The 17864-nt window shown below is 60.1% G+C and carries 15 protein-coding genes; 8 read left to right on the top strand and 7 right to left on the bottom strand.

Annotated features, from left to right (window positions below; genetic code table 11):
• The first annotated feature begins 92 nt into the window (after positions 1-92).
• Genes JFT86_RS06680 through JFT86_RS06645 form a run of 8 tightly spaced genes read left to right on the top strand, consistent with a single transcriptional unit; the run spans position 93 to position 9102 of the window.
• On the top strand, positions 93-1007 hold the full coding sequence (locus JFT86_RS06680) for a GDP-mannose 4,6-dehydratase (protein WP_201236204.1): 915 nt from the start codon (positions 93-95) through the stop codon (positions 1005-1007).
• Positions 1004-1975: a GDP-mannose 4,6-dehydratase gene (gene gmd, locus JFT86_RS06675; RefSeq protein ID WP_095188704.1), complete on the top strand. Its 972-nt coding sequence runs from the start codon at positions 1004-1006 to the stop codon at positions 1973-1975. The genes JFT86_RS06680 and gmd overlap by 4 nt, the downstream gene beginning before the upstream one ends.
• A 3-nt stretch (positions 1976-1978) precedes the next feature.
• The gene (locus JFT86_RS06670) at positions 1979-3421 is read left to right on the top strand and encodes a mannose-1-phosphate guanylyltransferase/mannose-6-phosphate isomerase (protein WP_201236203.1); all 1443 of its coding nucleotides are present in this window, start codon (positions 1979-1981) and stop codon (positions 3419-3421) included.
• On the top strand, positions 3422-4219 hold the full coding sequence (locus tag JFT86_RS06665; RefSeq protein ID WP_201236202.1) for an ABC transporter permease: 798 nt from the start codon (positions 3422-3424) through the stop codon (positions 4217-4219).
• On the top strand, positions 4219-5484 hold the full coding sequence (locus JFT86_RS06660) for an ABC transporter ATP-binding protein (protein ID WP_201236201.1): 1266 nt from the start codon (positions 4219-4221) through the stop codon (positions 5482-5484). Before JFT86_RS06665 ends, JFT86_RS06660 begins: the two co-directional genes overlap by 1 nt.
• Positions 5481-6857 carry a glycosyltransferase family 1 protein gene (locus tag JFT86_RS06655; protein WP_201236200.1) on the top strand — a complete coding sequence of 459 codons (1377 nt, stop codon included), beginning with the start codon at positions 5481-5483 and terminating at the stop codon, positions 6855-6857. The genes JFT86_RS06660 and JFT86_RS06655 overlap by 4 nt, the downstream gene beginning before the upstream one ends.
• Complete coding sequence (locus tag JFT86_RS06650; protein ID WP_201236199.1) at positions 6841-7971, top strand: glycosyltransferase family 1 protein; 1131 nt, start codon at positions 6841-6843, stop codon at positions 7969-7971. The genes JFT86_RS06655 and JFT86_RS06650 overlap by 17 nt, the downstream gene beginning before the upstream one ends.
• Positions 7972-9102, top strand: coding sequence for a glycosyltransferase family 4 protein (locus JFT86_RS06645; protein ID WP_201236198.1), 1131 nt, complete (start codon positions 7972-7974; stop codon positions 9100-9102).
• A 126-nt stretch (positions 9103-9228) separates the two neighbouring features.
• Here JFT86_RS06645 and JFT86_RS06640 read toward each other — a convergent pair whose 3' ends face one another.
• The 7 genes from JFT86_RS06640 to JFT86_RS06610 all read right to left on the bottom strand — a co-directional run bounded on the left by JFT86_RS06640 (position 9229) and on the right by JFT86_RS06610 (position 17840).
• The gene (locus JFT86_RS06640; protein WP_201236197.1) at positions 9229-11259 is read right to left on the bottom strand and encodes a pyridoxamine 5'-phosphate oxidase family protein; all 2031 of its coding nucleotides are present in this window, start codon (positions 11257-11259) and stop codon (positions 9229-9231) included.
• 64 nt (positions 11260-11323) lie between these two features.
• The gene (locus JFT86_RS06635; RefSeq protein WP_201236196.1) at positions 11324-11950 is read right to left on the bottom strand and encodes a glutathione S-transferase; all 627 of its coding nucleotides are present in this window, start codon (positions 11948-11950) and stop codon (positions 11324-11326) included.
• Between the two features lie 103 nt (positions 11951-12053).
• The gene (locus JFT86_RS06630; protein WP_201236195.1) at positions 12054-12980 is read right to left on the bottom strand and encodes a LysR family transcriptional regulator; all 927 of its coding nucleotides are present in this window, start codon (positions 12978-12980) and stop codon (positions 12054-12056) included.
• A gap of 121 nt (positions 12981-13101) precedes the next feature.
• Complete coding sequence (gene glmS, locus JFT86_RS06625) at positions 13102-14934, bottom strand: glutamine--fructose-6-phosphate transaminase (isomerizing) (RefSeq protein WP_201236194.1); 1833 nt, start codon at positions 14932-14934, stop codon at positions 13102-13104.
• A gap of 2 nt (positions 14935-14936) precedes the next feature.
• On the bottom strand, positions 14937-15713 hold the full coding sequence (locus tag JFT86_RS06620; RefSeq protein WP_201236193.1) for a DeoR family transcriptional regulator: 777 nt from the start codon (positions 15711-15713) through the stop codon (positions 14937-14939).
• A gap of 216 nt (positions 15714-15929) precedes the next feature.
• Positions 15930-17297: a bifunctional UDP-N-acetylglucosamine diphosphorylase/glucosamine-1-phosphate N-acetyltransferase GlmU gene (gene glmU, locus JFT86_RS06615; RefSeq protein ID WP_201236192.1), complete on the bottom strand. Its 1368-nt coding sequence runs from the start codon at positions 17295-17297 to the stop codon at positions 15930-15932.
• Positions 17298-17414: 117 nt separating this feature from the next.
• Positions 17415-17840 carry a F0F1 ATP synthase subunit epsilon gene (locus tag JFT86_RS06610; protein ID WP_007954164.1) on the bottom strand — a complete coding sequence of 142 codons (426 nt, stop codon included), beginning with the start codon at positions 17838-17840 and terminating at the stop codon, positions 17415-17417.
• Positions 17841-17864 lie beyond the last annotated feature (24 nt).

Raw genomic sequence — 17864 nt, 5'->3', positions numbered from 1 at the left:
CTTGTCCCGCAGACGCTTTTTCTTCGATCTGACGGATATTTCCTCAAGGCCTGTGGGAAAGTGGCGCAAGTTCAAGACCAAGGGGTCGCTGTTTGAAAAAGCGTCTGTTCGTCACGGGTCTTAGCGGATTCGTGGGACACCATATCCAGTCACGTCTGGCAGTACCTGATTCGTCTTGGGAACTGCTGCCTGCCGCTTCGCCCTACGACCTCACGAATGCCGACAGCCTCGTCGATCTCTGGCCGCAATTGCCCGACGCTGTCATTCACCTGGCCGGGCAGACCTTTGTCCCCGAGGCCTTCCGTGACCCGGCGCGCACCCTCGACATCAATCTGTTCGGCACCCTCAATCTGTTGCAGGCTCTCAAGACGCGCGGTTTTGCCGGCACCTTCCTGTATGTCAGCTCCGGCGACGTTTACGGCCAAGTGGCTGAAAACGATCTGCCGATCACCGAGCAACAACCGCCCTGCCCGCGCAACCCTTATGCGGTGAGCAAACTCTCGGCGGAATTTCTCAGCCTGCAATGGGGCCTGAGCGAGCAGTGGCCAGTGCTGGTGGCGCGCCCGTTCAATCATATCGGCACCGGGCAGAAAGACAGCTTTGTCATCGCCAGCGCCGCCCGCCAGATCACTCGCATCAAGCAGGGTCTGCAAACGCCGCAACTCGAGGTCGGCGACATCGATGTGACGCGGGACTTCCTTGATGTCGGCGATGTGGTATCGGCCTACTTTGCGCTGCTCGAAAAAGGTCAACCGGGGCAGGTCTACAACATCTGCTCGGGGCGTGAGCAAAGCATTCGCAGTCTCATTGAGCAGTTGGCGGACCTCGCCGAAGTCGAGATGCAACTGGTTCAGGACCCGGCGCGCATGCGGCGCGCCGATCAGCGCCGCGTTTGCGGCAGCCACGCAAAACTGGCCAACACCACCGGATGGGCGCCAGACATCACTACACAACAATCCCTGCGGGCGATCCTGTCCGACTGGGAGACGCGAGTACGACAAGAATGACTAAAAGTGCATTGATCACAGGGATCACCGGCCAGGACGGCGCCTATCTGGCCAGACTGCTGCTCGACAAGGGCTACAAGGTTTATGGCTTTGTGGCTCGGCGCAGCAGCGATTCACGCTGGCGTCTGCGCGAAATGGGCGTCGAAGCCGACATCGTCTATCTCGACGGTGATATGGCGGATGCCTGCTCGGTACAACGCGCTGTCATTCAATCGGCTCCGGACGAAATCTATAACCTCGCGGCGCAGAGTTTCGTCGCCGCTTCGTGGAACCAGCCGGTGACCACCGGCATCGTCGATGGCCTGGGCGTTACGCACTTGCTCGAAGCGATCCGCCAGTTCAGCCCGCACACGCGCTTCTATCAGGCGTCGACCAGCGAAATGTTCGGCCTGATCCAGGCTGAGCAGCAGGACGAAAACACGCCGTTCTACCCGCGCAGCCCGTACGGCGTGGCCAAGCTCTACGGCCACTGGATCACCGTCAACTACCGCGAAAGTTTCAACCTGCATGCCAGCAGCGGCATCCTCTTCAACCACGAATCGCCACTGCGCGGCATCGAGTTCGTCACCCGCAAAGTCACCGACGCCGCCGCCCGCATCAAGCAGGGCAAGCAGCAGGAACTGGCGTTGGGCAACATCGACGCCAAACGCGACTGGGGTTTCGCCGGCGACTACGTCGAAGCGATGTGGCTGATGCTGCAACAGGACAAACCTGACGATTTCGTGGTCGCCACCGGCGTCACCACGACGGTGCGCGAGATGTGCCGTATCGCCTTCGATCACGTCGGCCTCAACTACCGCGATTACGTGAAAATCGACCCGGCCTTCTTCCGTCCGGCCGAAGTCGAAGTGCTGCTCGGCAACCCGGCCAAGGCTCAGCGCGTGCTGGGCTGGAAGCCGAAGACCGACCTGGATACCTTGATCCGCATGATGATGGATGCGGACATGAAACGCGTCGCCAAGGAGTAGGCCATGCTGATCCCCGTGATTCTGTCCGGCGGTGCCGGTACCCGTTTGTGGCCGGTGTCCCGCGAGGGCCACCCCAAGCCGTTCATGACCCTGCCCGACGGCCAGTCGCTGCTGGGCAAGACCTATCAGCGTGCCGCCGCATTGCTGGACGGCTGGGGCGACATCGTCACGGTGACCAACCGCGAGTACTACTTCCAGAGCAAGGATCACTATTGCGCCGCCCACGTATCGCGCCATCGCGGGCACTTCCTGCTGGAGCCGACCGGGCGCAACACCGCCCCGGCGATTGCCGCGGCTGCCCTGTCGCTGCAGGCATTGCACGGTGACGACGCGATCATGGTGGTGATGCCGGCGGACCATTTGATCGTTAATCAGAACGCATTGAAAAGTGCCGTCGAGCACGCGGTTAACCTGGCGAAGGACGGTTATCTGGTGACCTTCGGCGTGATCCCGACCGCGCCGGAAACCGGTTTCGGCTACATCGAGACCGGTGCGCCACTGGACGCCAAAGGCGCTGCAAAAGTGCAGCGTTTCGTGGAAAAACCTGACCTGCAAACCGCCACGCATTATCTGGAAAGCGGCAATTTCCTGTGGAACTCGGGGATGTTCTGCTTCACCACCGCTACCGTGATCGCTGAACTGCAATTGCATGCCCCTGAGTTGCTGGAACAAACCCGCGCATGCATGGCCGCCAGCGCTCCGGTGGAAACCGTCGGCTGCCTGCAACAGGAACTGTCACCGGCGCTGTTCGCTGAAATTACTGACATCTCCATCGACTACGCGCTGATGGAGCGCTCGGAAAAAGTCGTCGTGGTGCCCGCCGGTTTCGACTGGAGCGATATCGGCTCGTGGGGCGCGGTCGCCGCACTGGTGCCGGCGGATGCCGACAACAACCGCGCCAGCGGCGAAGCGATTTTCATCGACAGCCATGACAATTTCGTCCAGAGCGAAGGCCGCCTGGTCGCCGCTGTCGGTGTGGATAACCTGATCATCGTCGACACCGCCGATGCCGTGCTGGTGGCCCACGCCGACCGCGCGCAGGATGTCCGTCGGGTGGCCAAACAGCTCAAGGACAAATCCCACGAAGCCTATCGCCTGCACCGTACGGTCAGCCGTCCATGGGGCACCTACACCGTGCTGGAGGAAGGCCCGCGCTTCAAGATCAAACGCATCGTGGTCAAACCGGGCGGCAAGCTCTCCCTGCAAATGCATCATCACCGCAACGAACACTGGGTGGTGGTCGAAGGCATGGCCAAGGTCACCAACAACGGCACCGGCACGCATCTGGTGGCCAAGAACGAGTCGACGTTCATTGCCGCCGGACACCGGCATCGCCTGGAAAACCCCGGCGTGATCGACCTGGTGATCATCGAGGTGCAAAGCGGCGAATACCTGGGTGAAGACGACATCGTGCGCTTCGAAGACGATTACGGCAGGACGGCCTGAATGCTGCTTTCCTTGTACCGCTCGTTGCGCAGCTACCGTGGATTCATCCTCGGCAGTGTCAAACGGGAGTTTCAGGCGCGATATCGCAATTCGCTGTTCGGCGCGCTGTGGACCGTGCTCAATCCGTTGTCGATGATCGTCGTGTACACGGTGATCTTTTCCCAGATCATGCGTGCACGCCTGCCGGGTGTAGATGACGGCCTGGCTTACAGCGTGTACCTGTGCGCCGGCCTGCTGACCTGGGGTCTGTTTGCCGAAATCACCTCGCGCAGCCAGAGCATGTTTCTGGAAAACGCCAACCTGCTGAAGAAAATCAGCTTTCCGCGTATCTGCCTGCCGGTGATTGCGCTGTTCAATGCCGGGATCAACTTCGCGATCATCCTGGCACTGTTTTTCGGTTTCCTGCTGATCAGCGGACGCCTGCCCGGCATGGCGTTGCTGGCGCTGATACCGCTGCTGATCGTGCAAGTGATCTTTGCCGCCGGACTGGGGATGATCCTCGGCATCCTCAACGTGTTCTTCCGCGATGTCGGGCAAATGTTCGGCATCTGCCTGCAATTCTGGTTCTGGCTGACACCGATCGTGTACCCGCTGTCGATTCTGCCGCCAGGCATCCAGCACCTGATCAGCCTCAACCCGATGACGGCGCTGATGACCAGTTACCAGAACGTGTTCCTCTATAACCAGTGGCCGAACTGGCCGTCGCTGATGCCGCTGCTGATCATCGGCCTGCTGTTCTGCGCCATGGCGCTGCGCCTGTTCCGCCAACGTATCGGTGAAATGGTGGACGAACTCTGATGGGCAGCATACGTGTCAGTGGCCTGGCCAAGGCCTATAAGCAATACCCCAATCGCTGGAGCCGCCTGCTCGAATGGATGGTGCCGTTTTCCCGGCCCAGGCATCACTTGCACTGGGTCTTGCAGGACATCGATTTCGAGATTCAAGCGGGCGAAGCCGTGGGCATCGTCGGCGTCAACGGCGCGGGCAAAAGCACGTTGCTGAAGATGATCACCGGCACCACCCAACCGACTCGCGGCCAGATCCAGTTGCAAGGTCGAGTCGCTGCCCTGCTGGAACTGGGCATGGGCTTTCATCCTGACTTTACCGGTCGCCAGAACGCGTTCATGGCCGGCCAGTTATTGGGCATGCAGGTAGAAGAGATCGAGGCGCTGATGCCGCAGATCGAAAGTTTTGCCGAGATCGGCGAGGCCATTGATCAGCCGGTGCGCACCTATTCCAGTGGCATGCAGATGCGTCTGGCGTTCAGTGTCGCCACCGCGCGCCGCCCGGATATCCTGATCGTCGACGAAGCGCTGTCGGTGGGCGATGCCTATTTCCAGCACAAAAGCTTCGAACGCATCCGCAGCTTCCGCAAGGCCGGCACCACCCTGCTGATCGTCTCCCATGACCGCTCGGCCATCCAGTCGATCTGCGACAGCGCGATCCTGCTGGAGCACGGGCGTCTGGCGATGCGCGGTAAACCCGAAGAAGTCATGGACTACTACAACGCCATGCTCGCCCAGCGCGAAGGCCAGATCGTGCGTCAGGAGATGCTCGCCGATGGGCAGGTGCAAACCATTTCCGGCACCGGTGAAGCGGGGATCGTCAGCGTGCGCCTGCTCGATACTCAGGGACGCAGTCTCGAAGTCGCGGAAGTCGGCCAGCCTGTGGTGCTGGAAGTGCAGACCGAAGTGCGCGAAGACATCGAACGGCTGATTCTCGGCTTCATGATCAAGGATCGTCTGGGCCAGGCGATTTACGGCATCAACACCCATCGCCTCGATAAACCGGTCATCGATCTGAGTGCCGGCGAGCGCGTGACCTTCCGCTTCGCTTTCGACATGCGCCTGGGCAAGAGCAGTTATTCGGTAGCACTGAGCCTGTCGCGTCTGGATTCGCATCTGGATCGCAACTTCGAATGGCGCGACTTCGGTTTGATCTTCCACGTCATCAACAACCGCCAGGAAGACTTTGTCGGTTGCGCCTGGCTGCAGGCGCAAACTGAAATCACCCGTTCCGGGGAACACCTCGCGCCCCTGCCCGACAGAGAGATCTCGAAATGACGCGACTGTTGGTGGAATGCACTTACGTCTTCGAACACCCCGACGCCAACTCGGGTATTCAACGCGTGGTGCGCAACGTCATCCAGCAACTTCCGGCCGCCGACGAAAACCTTGAATGCATTCCGGTGGTGATGATCGACGGTGGCTTGTATCAGGTTAAGCGTCTGGCCCCGCTGAAATCGCTGAAGCTCGATCTGATCGGCCTGCGGGTGAAACTCGAACAGTGGGCCAGCGCCTTCTGGTTGCGCCATCGAGCCCTGGAGCGGCGGCGCCCGTTCAGTCAGTCGCACTTCGCTCGTCGGGTCCTGTATGTCGGTTGCCGGCTCACAGCCTTCGCCTGTTTCAGCCTGCCGATGCGCCTGCTGGGACGAGCACTCAAGGGCAAACAGATCCCCGAGCGCTGCGTGCCGTTGCAGCATCGGGCCGGCGATCAACTGGTACTGCTCGACTCGTCCTGGCACGCCAACTTTTTCCCTTTGGCCGAGCAACTCAAGCGTGAAGGGGTCGGTATCGTTTCGGTGATCTACGACTTGATCCCGCTGACCCATCCGCAGTTCTGCGATGCCGGGCTGGTCAAGGTATTCAACGACTGGTTCGACTGGATCGCCCGCACGGCCGATGGCTACGTGGCGATCTCGACCACCATCCGTGATCAGGTCCGCGAAGAAATGCTGCGGCGCATCGGCGCGCAACAGGTCGGCCAGCGCTGGTTCGATTATTTTCACCTCGGCTCGGAGCTGGACTTGAGCGACGCCGAAGCCGAAGTCGATCGCGGTTTGTTGCGACTGTTCGAAACGGCGGATCCGGTGTTCCTCATGGTCAGCACCATCGAACCGCGCAAAAACCATGCTTACCTGCTGGATGCGTTCGAGCGCGCCTGGGCTGCGGGGTCGAAAGCGCGGTTATGCATCGTCGGCAAGATCGGCTGGAAGTGCGAGGCGTTGATCGAACGCATCCGCCGGCATCCCCAACTGAACCGGCGCTTGTTCATGTACAACTCGCTGTCCGACAAAAGCCTCGAACACGCCTACTCCCACGCGACGGCGCTGGTGTTCCCCTCCCACGTCGAAGGTTTCGGCTTGCCGCTGGTGGAGGCGATGCAGCGCGGCTTGCCGGCGATGGGCAGTGACATCCCGGTGTTCCGCGAAATCGGCGGCGATTACATGGCGTATTTCGATTTGGCAGACCCTCAGAGCCTGACCGATCTGGTCACCGATATGGAACGCAGCGAGGTGTTCCCTGCTCCCCTTGGCCTTGAACAATGGCGCTGGCTGAGTTGGCGTGAAGCAAGTGCGCAGCTGGTCGAGCGTATCGAACGCAATGTGAACCCTTCAGCGGTCGGCCCGCAGAGTCAGCATGCGCATTGCTCTTAACGCACGGATTCTGCAGGCGCCGCGCACCGGTATCGGCCACTACGTCGCCGAACTGGTCAACGCCTTGCGCAACGAACCTGATGTTGACGTGAGTCTGTTTCACGGCTGGGGCTGGAGTTCGGCGTTGCCGGAAGCGGCCATGCCTGGCTATTCGCGTTTTACGCCACTGTTGCGGCAGATTCCCGGGGCGTACCAGGCACGCCGTTGGCTGGAACAGAAACGCTTCGATCAGGGCCGCGCGCAGGGCTTCGATCTGTATCACGAGCCGAGCCTGTGGCCGCTGGCCTTTGACGGCCCGACCGTGATCACTCTGCATGATCTGACCCACCTGCATTTTCCCGAGACTCAGCCACCGGCACGGCTCAAGGAAATCGACCGGCGACTGTCCATCGGGGTACAGCAGGCGCGGCTGATCCTGACGGACTCGCAGGCGATTGCCGACGAAGCTCAAGCACATTTCGGGCTGCCCGCCGAGCGCTTTGTCGTGGCGCCATTGGGTGTCGCCGAACGCTTCCATCCCCGCGAGCCAAACAGCATCGACAAGGTCCTCAAGGCGCATGCCGTCGAGGCACGCGGGTATTTCCTGTGCGTCGGTACGCTGGAGCCGCGCAAGAACCTGAGTCTGGCCTTGCGCGCCCACGCCTTGCTGCCTGAAGGCGTGCGCGAGCGGTTTCCGTTGCTGATTGTCGGCATGGCCGGTTGGCAGCGTGAGCAGTTCAGTGAACCCTTGCGCCAGGCACTGGCCAGCGGACATGTGTGCCTGCTCGGTTATCTGCCCGACGAACACGTGGCGCAATTGCTCGCTGGCGCGCGGGCACTGATTTTTCCTTCGCTGTACGAAGGTTTCGGCTTGCCGGTACTGGAAGCCATGGCCAGCGGCACCCCGGTGGTGACCACCCGCTCTTCGGCCATGCCGGAAGTGGCGGGTGACGCCGGTAATTATATTGATGCTGACGATGCAGACGGCTTACGCGACGTGATGAGTCGACTGATCGACGATCAAACACACTGGCAGGCATGCCGAGAAGCCGGTTTGCAGCAGGCACGGCTTTTTACCTGGACGCGTTGTGCACAGGCCACGGCCGGTGCCTACCGCCAGGCCATGGGAGGTTGAATGCGAGTTCTTCATTTTTTCAAAACGTACCTGCCTGATTCGGTCGGTGGCATCGAACAAGTGATCTTCCAACTGTGCGAAAGCGGCGCCCAGCACGGTATCGACGGCCAGGTGCTGACCCTCAGCGCTGATCCGACGCCCGCCGTGGTGCAACTGGGGCAGCATGAAGTGCACCGGGCGAAACTCGATATTCAGTTCGCCTCCACCGGATTTTCCTGGAGCGTGTTCAAACAGTTTCGCGAGTTGGCCGCCGAGGCCGATGTGGTCAATTACCACTTTCCTTGGCCGTTCATGGACCTGGTGCACTTCGCCAGCACCACGAACAAACCCAGCGTGGTCACCTATCACTCAGACATCATCCGCCAGAAACACCTGCTCAAACTTTACCGTCCGCTGATGAATCGCTTCCTCGCCAGCGCCGACCGTATCGTCGCCGCCTCACCGAATTACCTGCACACCAGTGATGTGTTGCAGCAATTTCAGGACAAGACCCGGGTCATTCCCTACGGCTTGAATAAATCAGGTTATCCACAGCCGGACGCCGAACGGATAAACCGCTGGCGCCAGCAGCTTGGGGATAAGTTTTTCCTGTTTGTCGGGGTGATGCGTTACTACAAAGGCCTGCACATCCTGCTCGATGCATTGAAAGAGGTTGATTACCCGGTGGTCATCGTCGGTGCCGGCCCGCTGGAGCAGGAGCTGCATGCCCAGGCTGCGGCGCTGGGGCTGCGCAACATTCATTTCCTCGGTCGCCTGGGCGATGAAGACAAGGTCGCGCTGCTGCAACTGAGCTACGCCATTGTGTTCCCGTCACACCTGCGTTCCGAGGCGTTCGGCATTTCCCTGCTCGAAGGTGCGATGTACGGCAAACCGATGATCTCCAGCGAGATCGGCACCGGCACCAGTTACATCAATATCCACAACGAAACCGGGCTGGTGGTGCCACCGAGTAATCCACAGGCGTTCCGCGAAGCCATGCGCACCTTGTGGGAAAACCCGCTGCGCGCCGCAGAGATGGGGATGAAGGCTGAGGCGCGCTATCGGCAGTTATTCACAGCCGATGAAATGGGCCGCAAGTGGACGGATCTGTACCAAGAGTTGCTGGAGGAAAAGGCGTTGTCCTACGCCTAAGCAGAATTGAATCTGGTACCCGTGTAGGAGCTGCCGGAGGCTGCGATCTTTTGATCTTGTTTTTTAAAATCAAAATCAAAATCAAAAGATCGCAGCCTCCGGCAGCTCCTACACGGGTATCGCGGATCAGAGATCCAGCACCAGCGGTTGTTCGCTTTGGGCTGGCACCGCACAGCAAATCAGCACATGCCCGGCGTCCGGCACCTCGGCCGGAGGCTGTGGATAATTCACCGCACCGCTGACCAGCCGGGTCTTGCAGGTGCCACACGAACCACCGCGGCAACTGAACTCCGGGTGCAGCCCACGGCTTTCCGCCAGTTCCAGCAGACTGCCGCCGTCCGGCTGCCAACTCGCCTCTTTCGCCGAGCGTTCGAAAACAACCGGCACAGACGTGGTGGCAGCGGGTGGTTGTTCGATCACCTTGGCGTCCGGATCGGGACGACGCTTGAGGGTCGACGGGCCAAAGGTTTCCGCGTGGATCTGCCGATCACTGACGTCCAGTTCACGCAGGCTGTCGTACAGCCCCTGAGTAAAACCGCCAGGGCCGCAGAGGACGAAATCGATCTGATCGTAATCCTCGACCTCTAGCAGATTGCGCAACAGGTCAGCGTCGATGCGCCCCTGCTGATCAAAATCCTCACCTGGATGCACATCCGCTTCCGGCTGACTCAGCAGGCGCAAGACCCGCACGGCATCACCCGCCTCTTCCAGCAAACGATCCAGCTCTTTGCGAAATGGCTGGTCGGCGAGGCTGCGTGAACTCTGGATCAACCACGTCGGACGAATCCGTCGAGTGCGCAGGCCCTGATACACCACCTCGCGCAGCATCGACAGCAACGGCGTGATACCGACCCCGGCCGCCAGCAGCACCAAAGGCCTGCGCTCCAGCGGCGCCACGGTGAAATGCCCTTGCGGCGCCCGTGCTTCGAGCACATCACCGACACGAATCTGCTCATGCAGGTGCGTGGAAATCCGTCCTTCGCGCTTCACACTGATGCGGTAAAAACCATCTGACGGCGCACTCGACAGGCTATACGTGCGGATGTGCACTTCGCCATCGAGGGTGAAGCGCAGCGGCAAGTGCTGGCCTGCCTGAAATACTGGTAAACCGGCGCCATCGTCCGGCTCCAGATAGATCGAACGGATGTGGCGGCTTTCCATGTCGATCTTCGCCACCCGCAACGGCCGCCAGCGGTTGCCCAACGCCTGCGCCTGCAAACGCGCATCGGCCTCGGCCCAGTTACCGGTCAACAGACTGGTCGGCGACATGCCGTCGAAGCGCCAGCGCAAGGCCAGTGCCGCCGGGCGTCGCACCAGTTTTTCCACCTCGAATGTCCATAGCCTTTCCGCACCTTGAAAGGCTGCGATTTGCGGGTCATCGAGAATGATTTCGGTGCGACCGCTCAGTTGCAGCACATCGCCTGTGGAAAAGTCGATGAACAGCAAGCCAGCCTTGGGGTTGAGCAGCAAATTGCCGAGGGTGTTGAAGTGCAAGTTGCCGGCAAAATCCGGGATGGTCAGACGGTTGCCTTCCACGCGTACAAACCCGGCCTGACCGCCTCGGTGAGAAACATCCACCGAACGCTGACCGTCGACGTCGACGTAACTGGCGACAAAGAACGTGTCGGCACCTTCGATCAGGGCTGTGGCCGCGTCGTCGAGCCTGTCGAGATGCTGAGGCGGACGCGTCTGCGGATCACTCAGCGGAACACGCTGAAACTGCCGAAGCTGAATGTACTGCGGACAGTTGCCGAACGCCTGATCGACGCTCAGGGTGAAACCGAGGTCATTCAAATCGCCGACATGGCCGTTGAGGCGATTGCGCCGACGGGTGTGCAGTTCGATGCCGAGCAGACCGATAGGCTCGCCGTTGCGCAAGGGCGCCGGATCATCGGCAGCCGGGAGCGTGTCGAAGTGCAGATGCTCAGGGTCTGGCGAATGGGCAAACCCCGGCGCACCTTCGAGCACGCTGGCCCACGGACGACCTTCAGCATCGACCGCGCCGTACAGAATGAACGGCAATTGCTGATAGAACTCACGGTGCTGGTCCGGCATCCAGGTGCGAATCACCTTACGGCCGAATTCCTCCATGCGTTCAGCAACACCTACATGCGCTTGCAACTGTTGCTCGCCAGCGTGCCAAGGTGAACGTTCCATGACGGCGTCTCCCCTGCGCCGCTGGCGCAGTGTGCAAGGCCCGGACTGTCCCGGGCCGATGGCCTCAGGCGGTTTTTTGCAAACCCGCCACCGTGCGCGGCATACCGACAAAATTCGGCAAACCTTCCACCCGGGCAAGCCAGGCACGCACGTTCGCGTAGTCATCCAGCGAAACGTTGCCCTCCGGCGCATGGGCGATGTAGCTGTAGGCGGAAACGTCAGCGATGGTCGGTTCGTCGCCGGCCAGGTACGGGGTTTTGCCCAGTTCCTGTTCCATGACCTTGAGCAAATTGTGCGCACGTGTGATGGCGTCTTCAGCATTCAGTTGCGCGCCGAACACAGTGACCAATCGCGCTGCCGCCGGACCGAAGGCAATCGGTCCCGCCGCTGCCGACAGCCAGCGTTGCACGCGCGCAGCACCCAGCGGATCGCTCGGCAGCCAACGACCATCGCCATATTTTTGCGCGAGATAGACCAGAATCGCGTTGGAGTCGGCCAACACCACGCCGTTGTCATCAACTACCGGCACCTGGCCGAAGCTGTTGAGCGCAAGGAATGCCGGCTGTTTGTGTTCGCCCTTGGCCAGATCGACCAGAATTGTCTCGGTCGGCAATTGCAGCAGGGACAGCATCAGTTCCACCCGATGGGCATGGCCGGAACGCGGGAAGTTGTAGAACTTGATCGGTTGCATGGTCGACTCCGCAAGATGATCGCACCGCTTCGGGAGTGGCAGCGCAGGGAAACCATCTTCCACCTATCCTTGCAGCAACAGAATCACCAGCATTCGCAATCGATTATTTCAGCTCATGCAATAACGCTGCGTTCTTCAGCGCCGGATGCGCACGCAAGGCATCCACGGTGAAATCGACAAAACTACGCACTCGCGCCGGGGCTTTGCGCCCGCCCTGATACACCACATGAATCGGCAGCGGCGGCAGTTCGAAGTCGGCGAGGACAATTTCAAGTTCACCGGTCGCCACTTTGCTTGCCACTTGATAGGAAAGCACCCGGGTCAGCCCCACGCCCAGGCATGCCGCAGTGATTGCAGCCTGATTGGCGGTGACCACCAACCGGGATTCAGGACGCACACTCAGCGGTTCACCCTGATCAAGAAATGGCCAACTGCGCAGCTGACCAATTGACGAAGTGGCGACTACCGGCACCCCGGCCAACTCCAGGGGATGGGCGGGCCTGCCGTTGACCGCGAAATACTGAGGGGAGCCACAAATCACCCGCCGCACCTCGCCCACACGAATCGCGTGCTGATTGCTGTCCGGTAACTCACCGATGCGCACCGCGACATCAATGCCTTCCTCGACCATGCTGACGATGCGATCGACCAATAAGGCATTGATCGAAACGTCCGGGTACTGCGCCAGATAACCGGCCATCACCGGCGTAACAAACAATTCGCCGAACAACACTGGCGCCGTCACCGTCAACTGCCCCCGCGGCTGGGCGTGGCTGCCGGCAGCCGAATCCTCGGCCTCCTGCACCTCGGCGAGAATCCGCCGACAGTCCTCCAGATACCGCTGCCCCGCTTCACTCAAATGCACACTGCGCGTGGTGCGAACCAGCAACTGCGTACCGATCCGCAACTCCAGCGCCGCTACCGCCCTCGTCACACTGGCCGCCGACAAGCCGAGGCGCCGCGCCGCTGCGGAGAAACCTTGCTCCTGAGCGACGGCGGCGAAGATCTGCATTTCCTGGAAGCGGTCCATGGGCTCATCCCCCCAAAATCAAAAGATCGCAGCCTCCAGCGGCTCCTACATGGGTCTTGTGTTCAACCTGTAGGAGTTGCCGAAGGCTGCGATCTTTTCGGTCATATCAACTGTGGATAACTTATTCCACCGTCACCGACTTCGCCAGGTTGCGCGGCTGATCCACGTCCGTGCCCTTGAGCACGGCAACGTAGTACGACAGCAGTTGCAGCGGGATGGTGTAGAGGATCGGCGAGAGGATGTCGTGAATGTGCGGCATCTGCACCACGTGAGTGCCTTCGCCATTGGTCATCCCGGCTTTCTCGTCGGCGAACACGATCAGTTCACCGCCACGGGCACGGACTTCCTGCAGGTTGGACTTGAGCTTCTCCAGCAGTTCGTTGTTCGGCGCCACGGTAACCACTGGCATGTCGTTATCCACAAGCGCAAGCGGGCCGTGTTTCAACTCGCCGGCCGGGTAGGCTTCGGCGTGGATGTAAGAGATTTCCTTGAGTTTCAAGGCACCTTCCATCGCCACCGGGAATTGCGCGCCACGGCCGAGGAACAGGGTGTGGTTCTTCTCGGCGAACAGCTCGGCGATTTTTTCCACAGTGCTGTCCATGGCCAGCGCTTCGCCGAGACGGGTCGGCAGGCGACGCAGTTCTTCCACCAGACGGGCTTCGACACCGTTGGCCAGGGTACCGCGCACCTGACCCAACGACAGGGTCAGCAACAACAGGCCAACCAGTTGCGTGGTGAAAGCTTTGGTCGAGGCCACGCCGATTTCTCGACCGGCCTGGGTCAACAGGGTCAGGTCGGATTCACGCACCAACGAGCTGATGCCGACGTTGCAGATCGCCAGACTGGCAAGGAAGCCCAACTCCTTGGCATTGCGCAGCGCAGCCAGGGTGTCGGCGGTTTCGCCGGACTGCGAAATGGTCACGAACAGGGTGTCCGGCTGTACCACCACTTTGCGGTAGCGGAACTCGCTGGCGACTTCGACCTGGCAAGGGATCCCGGCCAGTTCTTCCAGCCAGTAACGAGCAACCATGCCGGCGTGATAGCTGGTGCCGCAGGCAACGATCTGCACATTGCGCACTTTGGCGAACAGCTCGGCAGCCTGCGGACCAAATGCCTGAACCAGCACCTGATCGTTACTCAGGCGACCTTCAAGGGTGCGTTGCACCACCGTTGGCTGCTCATGGATTTCCTTGAGCATGTAGTGGCGGAACTCACCTTTATCGGCGGCTTCGGCGCCATCGGTGTACTGCACGGTCTGGCGCTCGACGGCTTTGCCGGTCACGTCCCAGATCTGCACGTTATCGCGACGAATTTCGGCGATATCGCCCTCTTCGAGGTACATAAAGCGGTCAGTCACCTGACGTAGGGCCAGTTGATCGGAGGCGAGGAAGTTTTCACCCAGACCCAGACCAATCACCAGCGGGCTGCCACTGCGCGCAGCCACCAGACGATCAGGCTGTGCAGCATTGATCACGGCCAGACCGTAAGCACCGTGCAGTTCTTTGACGGTCGCTTTGAGGGCGACGGTCAGGTCTGGCTGGTCTTTGAGTTTGTGGCTGAGCAGGTGCGCGATGACTTCGGTATCGGTGTCCGAGGTGAACACATAACCCAGGGCTTTCAGTTGTTCGCGCAAGGCTTCGTGGTTTTCGATGATGCCGTTATGCACCACCGCGATGTCGCCGGAGAAATGCGGGTGGGCGTTGCGTTCGCACGGTGCGCCGTGGGTGGCCCAACGGGTATGGGCAATACCGAGACGCCCAACCAGCGGATGTTCGGCCAGCGCCACTTCGAGTTCACTGACCTTGCCCGGGCGACGCATGCGCTCAAGGGTTTCGTCATTGGTGAAGACCGCGACACCGGCGCTGTCATAGCCGCGGTATTCCAGACGCTTGAGGCCTTCAAGCAGGATGGCGGTGATATTACGTTCAGCAACGGCGCCGACAATTCCACACATGCTTATTTCTCCTGACTGACAGTCGCGCAAATCAAGTTGATACCGCGAGCCTGAATCTGATCGCGGGCCTCGACGGACAGGCGATCATCGGTAATTAGGGTATGGACGCTGCTCCATGGCAGCTCCAGGTTGGGAATCTTGCGGCCAATCTTGTCGGCCTCGACCATGACGATGACTTCCCGCGCCACTTCGGCCATGACCCGGCTCAAACCGAGCAGTTCATTGAACGTCGTGGTGCCACGGACCAGATCGATGCCATCGGCACCGATGAACAACTGATCGAAGTCGTAAGAGCGTAGTACCTGCTCGGCCACCTGGCCCTGAAAGGACTCCGAATGCGGATCCCAGGTACCACCGGTCATCAACAACACGGGCTCGTGCTCGAGTTCGCTCAAGGCATTGGCAACGTGCAGGGAATTGGTCATCACCACCAGACCCGGCTGCTGGCCAAGTTCGGGAATCATTGCGGCGGTGGTACTGCCGCTGTCGATGATGATGCGGGCGTGCTCGCGAATACGTTTTACCGCAGCGCGGGCAATGGCCTGTTTGTATTTGGAAACAGACTGAGGCGTTTCAGCCACCAGCTCTTGCGGCATGGTGATCGCCCCGCCATAGCGGCGCAGCAACAGTCCATGGGTTTCCAGCGCAGCCAGATCCTTGCGAATCGTAACTTCCGAGGTTTCGAAGCGTTTGGCCAGCTCATCCACACTGACTTCGCCCTGTTCATTGAGCAAAGCGAGAATATTGTGGCGACGCTGAGGCGTATTGCGTTTCGACATGGCGGCTTAAGTTTCGATTCGAAAGATAACGGAAGCAATCAAAACCTATCGGCGTTAAATCGTCAAGCAGGTGCTCAAAAAATATTCTGTGGATAAAAGCATCGCGGGCAAGCCCGCTCCCACATGGATTCGCTGTGTGTTGAAGAACGGTGCTTCAACGCGAGCCTTGTGGGAGCGGGCTTGCCCGCGATGGCAATCGAACAGCCTGTGTATAACTCAGTTTTTCTTGATCTTCTCCGGCCGCTTCCAGCCATCGATGTTCTTCTGTCGCGCACGACCGACGGCCAATTGCGCGTTATCCACATTCTGCGTGATGGTCGATCCGGCAGCAGTGGTTGCACCATCGGAGATATCCACAGGCGCGACCAACGAGTTATTGGAGCCAATGAACACGTCCGCACCCAACACGGTTTTCCACTTGTTGGCGCCGTCGTAGTTACAGGTGATCGTGCCGGCACCAATGTTGGTGCGCGCACCGATTTCTGCATCGCCCAAGTAAGTCAGATGCCCAGCCTTGGCGCCTTCACCCATGTGGGCGTTTTTCAGTTCAACAAAGTTACCCACATGCGCACGCGCTTCAAGCACTGTGCCTGGACGCAGGCGTGCGAACGGACCGGCATCGCTGCCTTCACCCAGCACCGCGCCTTCGATGTGAGAGTTGGCCTTGATCACTACGCCTTGGCGCAGGGTACTGTCTTTGATCACGCAGTTCGGACCAATGACCACGTCATCTTCGATGACTACGTTGCCTTCGAGGATCACGTTGATATCGATCAGCACGTCGCGACCAACGGTCACTTCGCCACGTACATCGAAACGTGCCGGGTCACGCAGGGTCACGCCTTGCGCCATCAGACGGCGGCCAGCGCGCAACTGGTAATGCCGCTCCAGCTCCGAGAGTTGTTTGCGGTCGTTGGCGCCCTGTACTTCCATCGGATCGTGCGGTTGTTCAGTGGCCACGACCAGACCGTCGCTAACCGCCATCTCGATGACGTCGGTCAGGTAGTACTCGCCTTGGGCATTGTTGTTCGACAAGCGGCTCATCCAGTCGGCCAGGCGATTGGCCGGCACGGCGAGGATGCCAGTGTTGCCTTCGGTGATTGCGCGCTGGGCCTCGCTGGCGTCTTTGTGCTCGACGATGGCCGCGACCTTGCCGTCGGCATCGCGAACGATTCGGCCATAACCGGTCGGGTCATCCAGCTCGACTGTCAGCAGACCCATCTGGCCAGGGACGACGTGCTTGAGCAGACGTTGCAGGGTTTCGACTTCGATCAGCGGTACATCACCGTAGAGGATCAGTACGGTGTCGGCGGAAATGAACGGCACTGCCTGAGCGGTTGCGTGACCGGTGCCCAATTGCTTGTCCTGCAGCACGAAATTCAGATCGTCTGCGGCCAGGCGCTCACGCACCACATCGGCACCGTGGCCAATGACCACATGGATGCGTTGTGGATCAAGTTGCCGGGCGTTGTGGATAACATGGCCCAACATGGAATTGCCGGCAATCGGATGCAGCACTTTCGGTAGTGCCGAACGCATGCGAGTGCCTTGGCCGGCCGCGAGGATTACGATTTCGAGAGACATGACTGGCTACCAATCCTGGGTGGTCAGCAACTGCGACCGGGTTTTGAAAGTCGGAAAAGAAAAAAGGGTAGCCGAGGCTACCCTTTTTTATCAATCGCACAACAAGTGGCTGACGGATTAACCGCCAAACTTCTTGCGGATCTGCTGGACGGTGCGCAGCTGAGCTGCAGCCTCGGCCAGACGTGCGGACGCAGCTCCGTAATCGAAATCTGCGCTCTTCTCATGCAGAGCAGCCTCGGCAGCCTTGAGAGCTGCTTGAGCCTGAGCTTCATCCAGGTCGGCGGCACGTTGCACGGTATCGGCAAGCACCTTGACCATGTTCGGCTGAACCTCGAGGAAACCACCGGAGATGTAGAACACCTCGGCTTCCCCGCCTTGCTTGATCAGGCGGATCGGACCTGGCTTCAGATTAGTGATCAGCGGCGCGTGACCCAGAGCGATACCAAGATCACCCAGTGCACCGTGCGCAATCACCATCTCGACCAGGCCGGAAAAGATTTCCCCTTCCGCGCTGACGATATCGCAATGGACTGTCATAGCCATCTGATTGCCTCAACCTAAATTAGC

The sequence above is a fragment of the Pseudomonas sp. TH06 genome, assembly GCF_016651305.1.
Taxonomy (GTDB): Bacteria; Pseudomonadota; Gammaproteobacteria; order Pseudomonadales; family Pseudomonadaceae; genus Aquipseudomonas.
The sequence above is the reverse complement of the archived record's forward strand: the minus strand, read 5'-3'. Positions and strand labels throughout refer to the sequence as shown.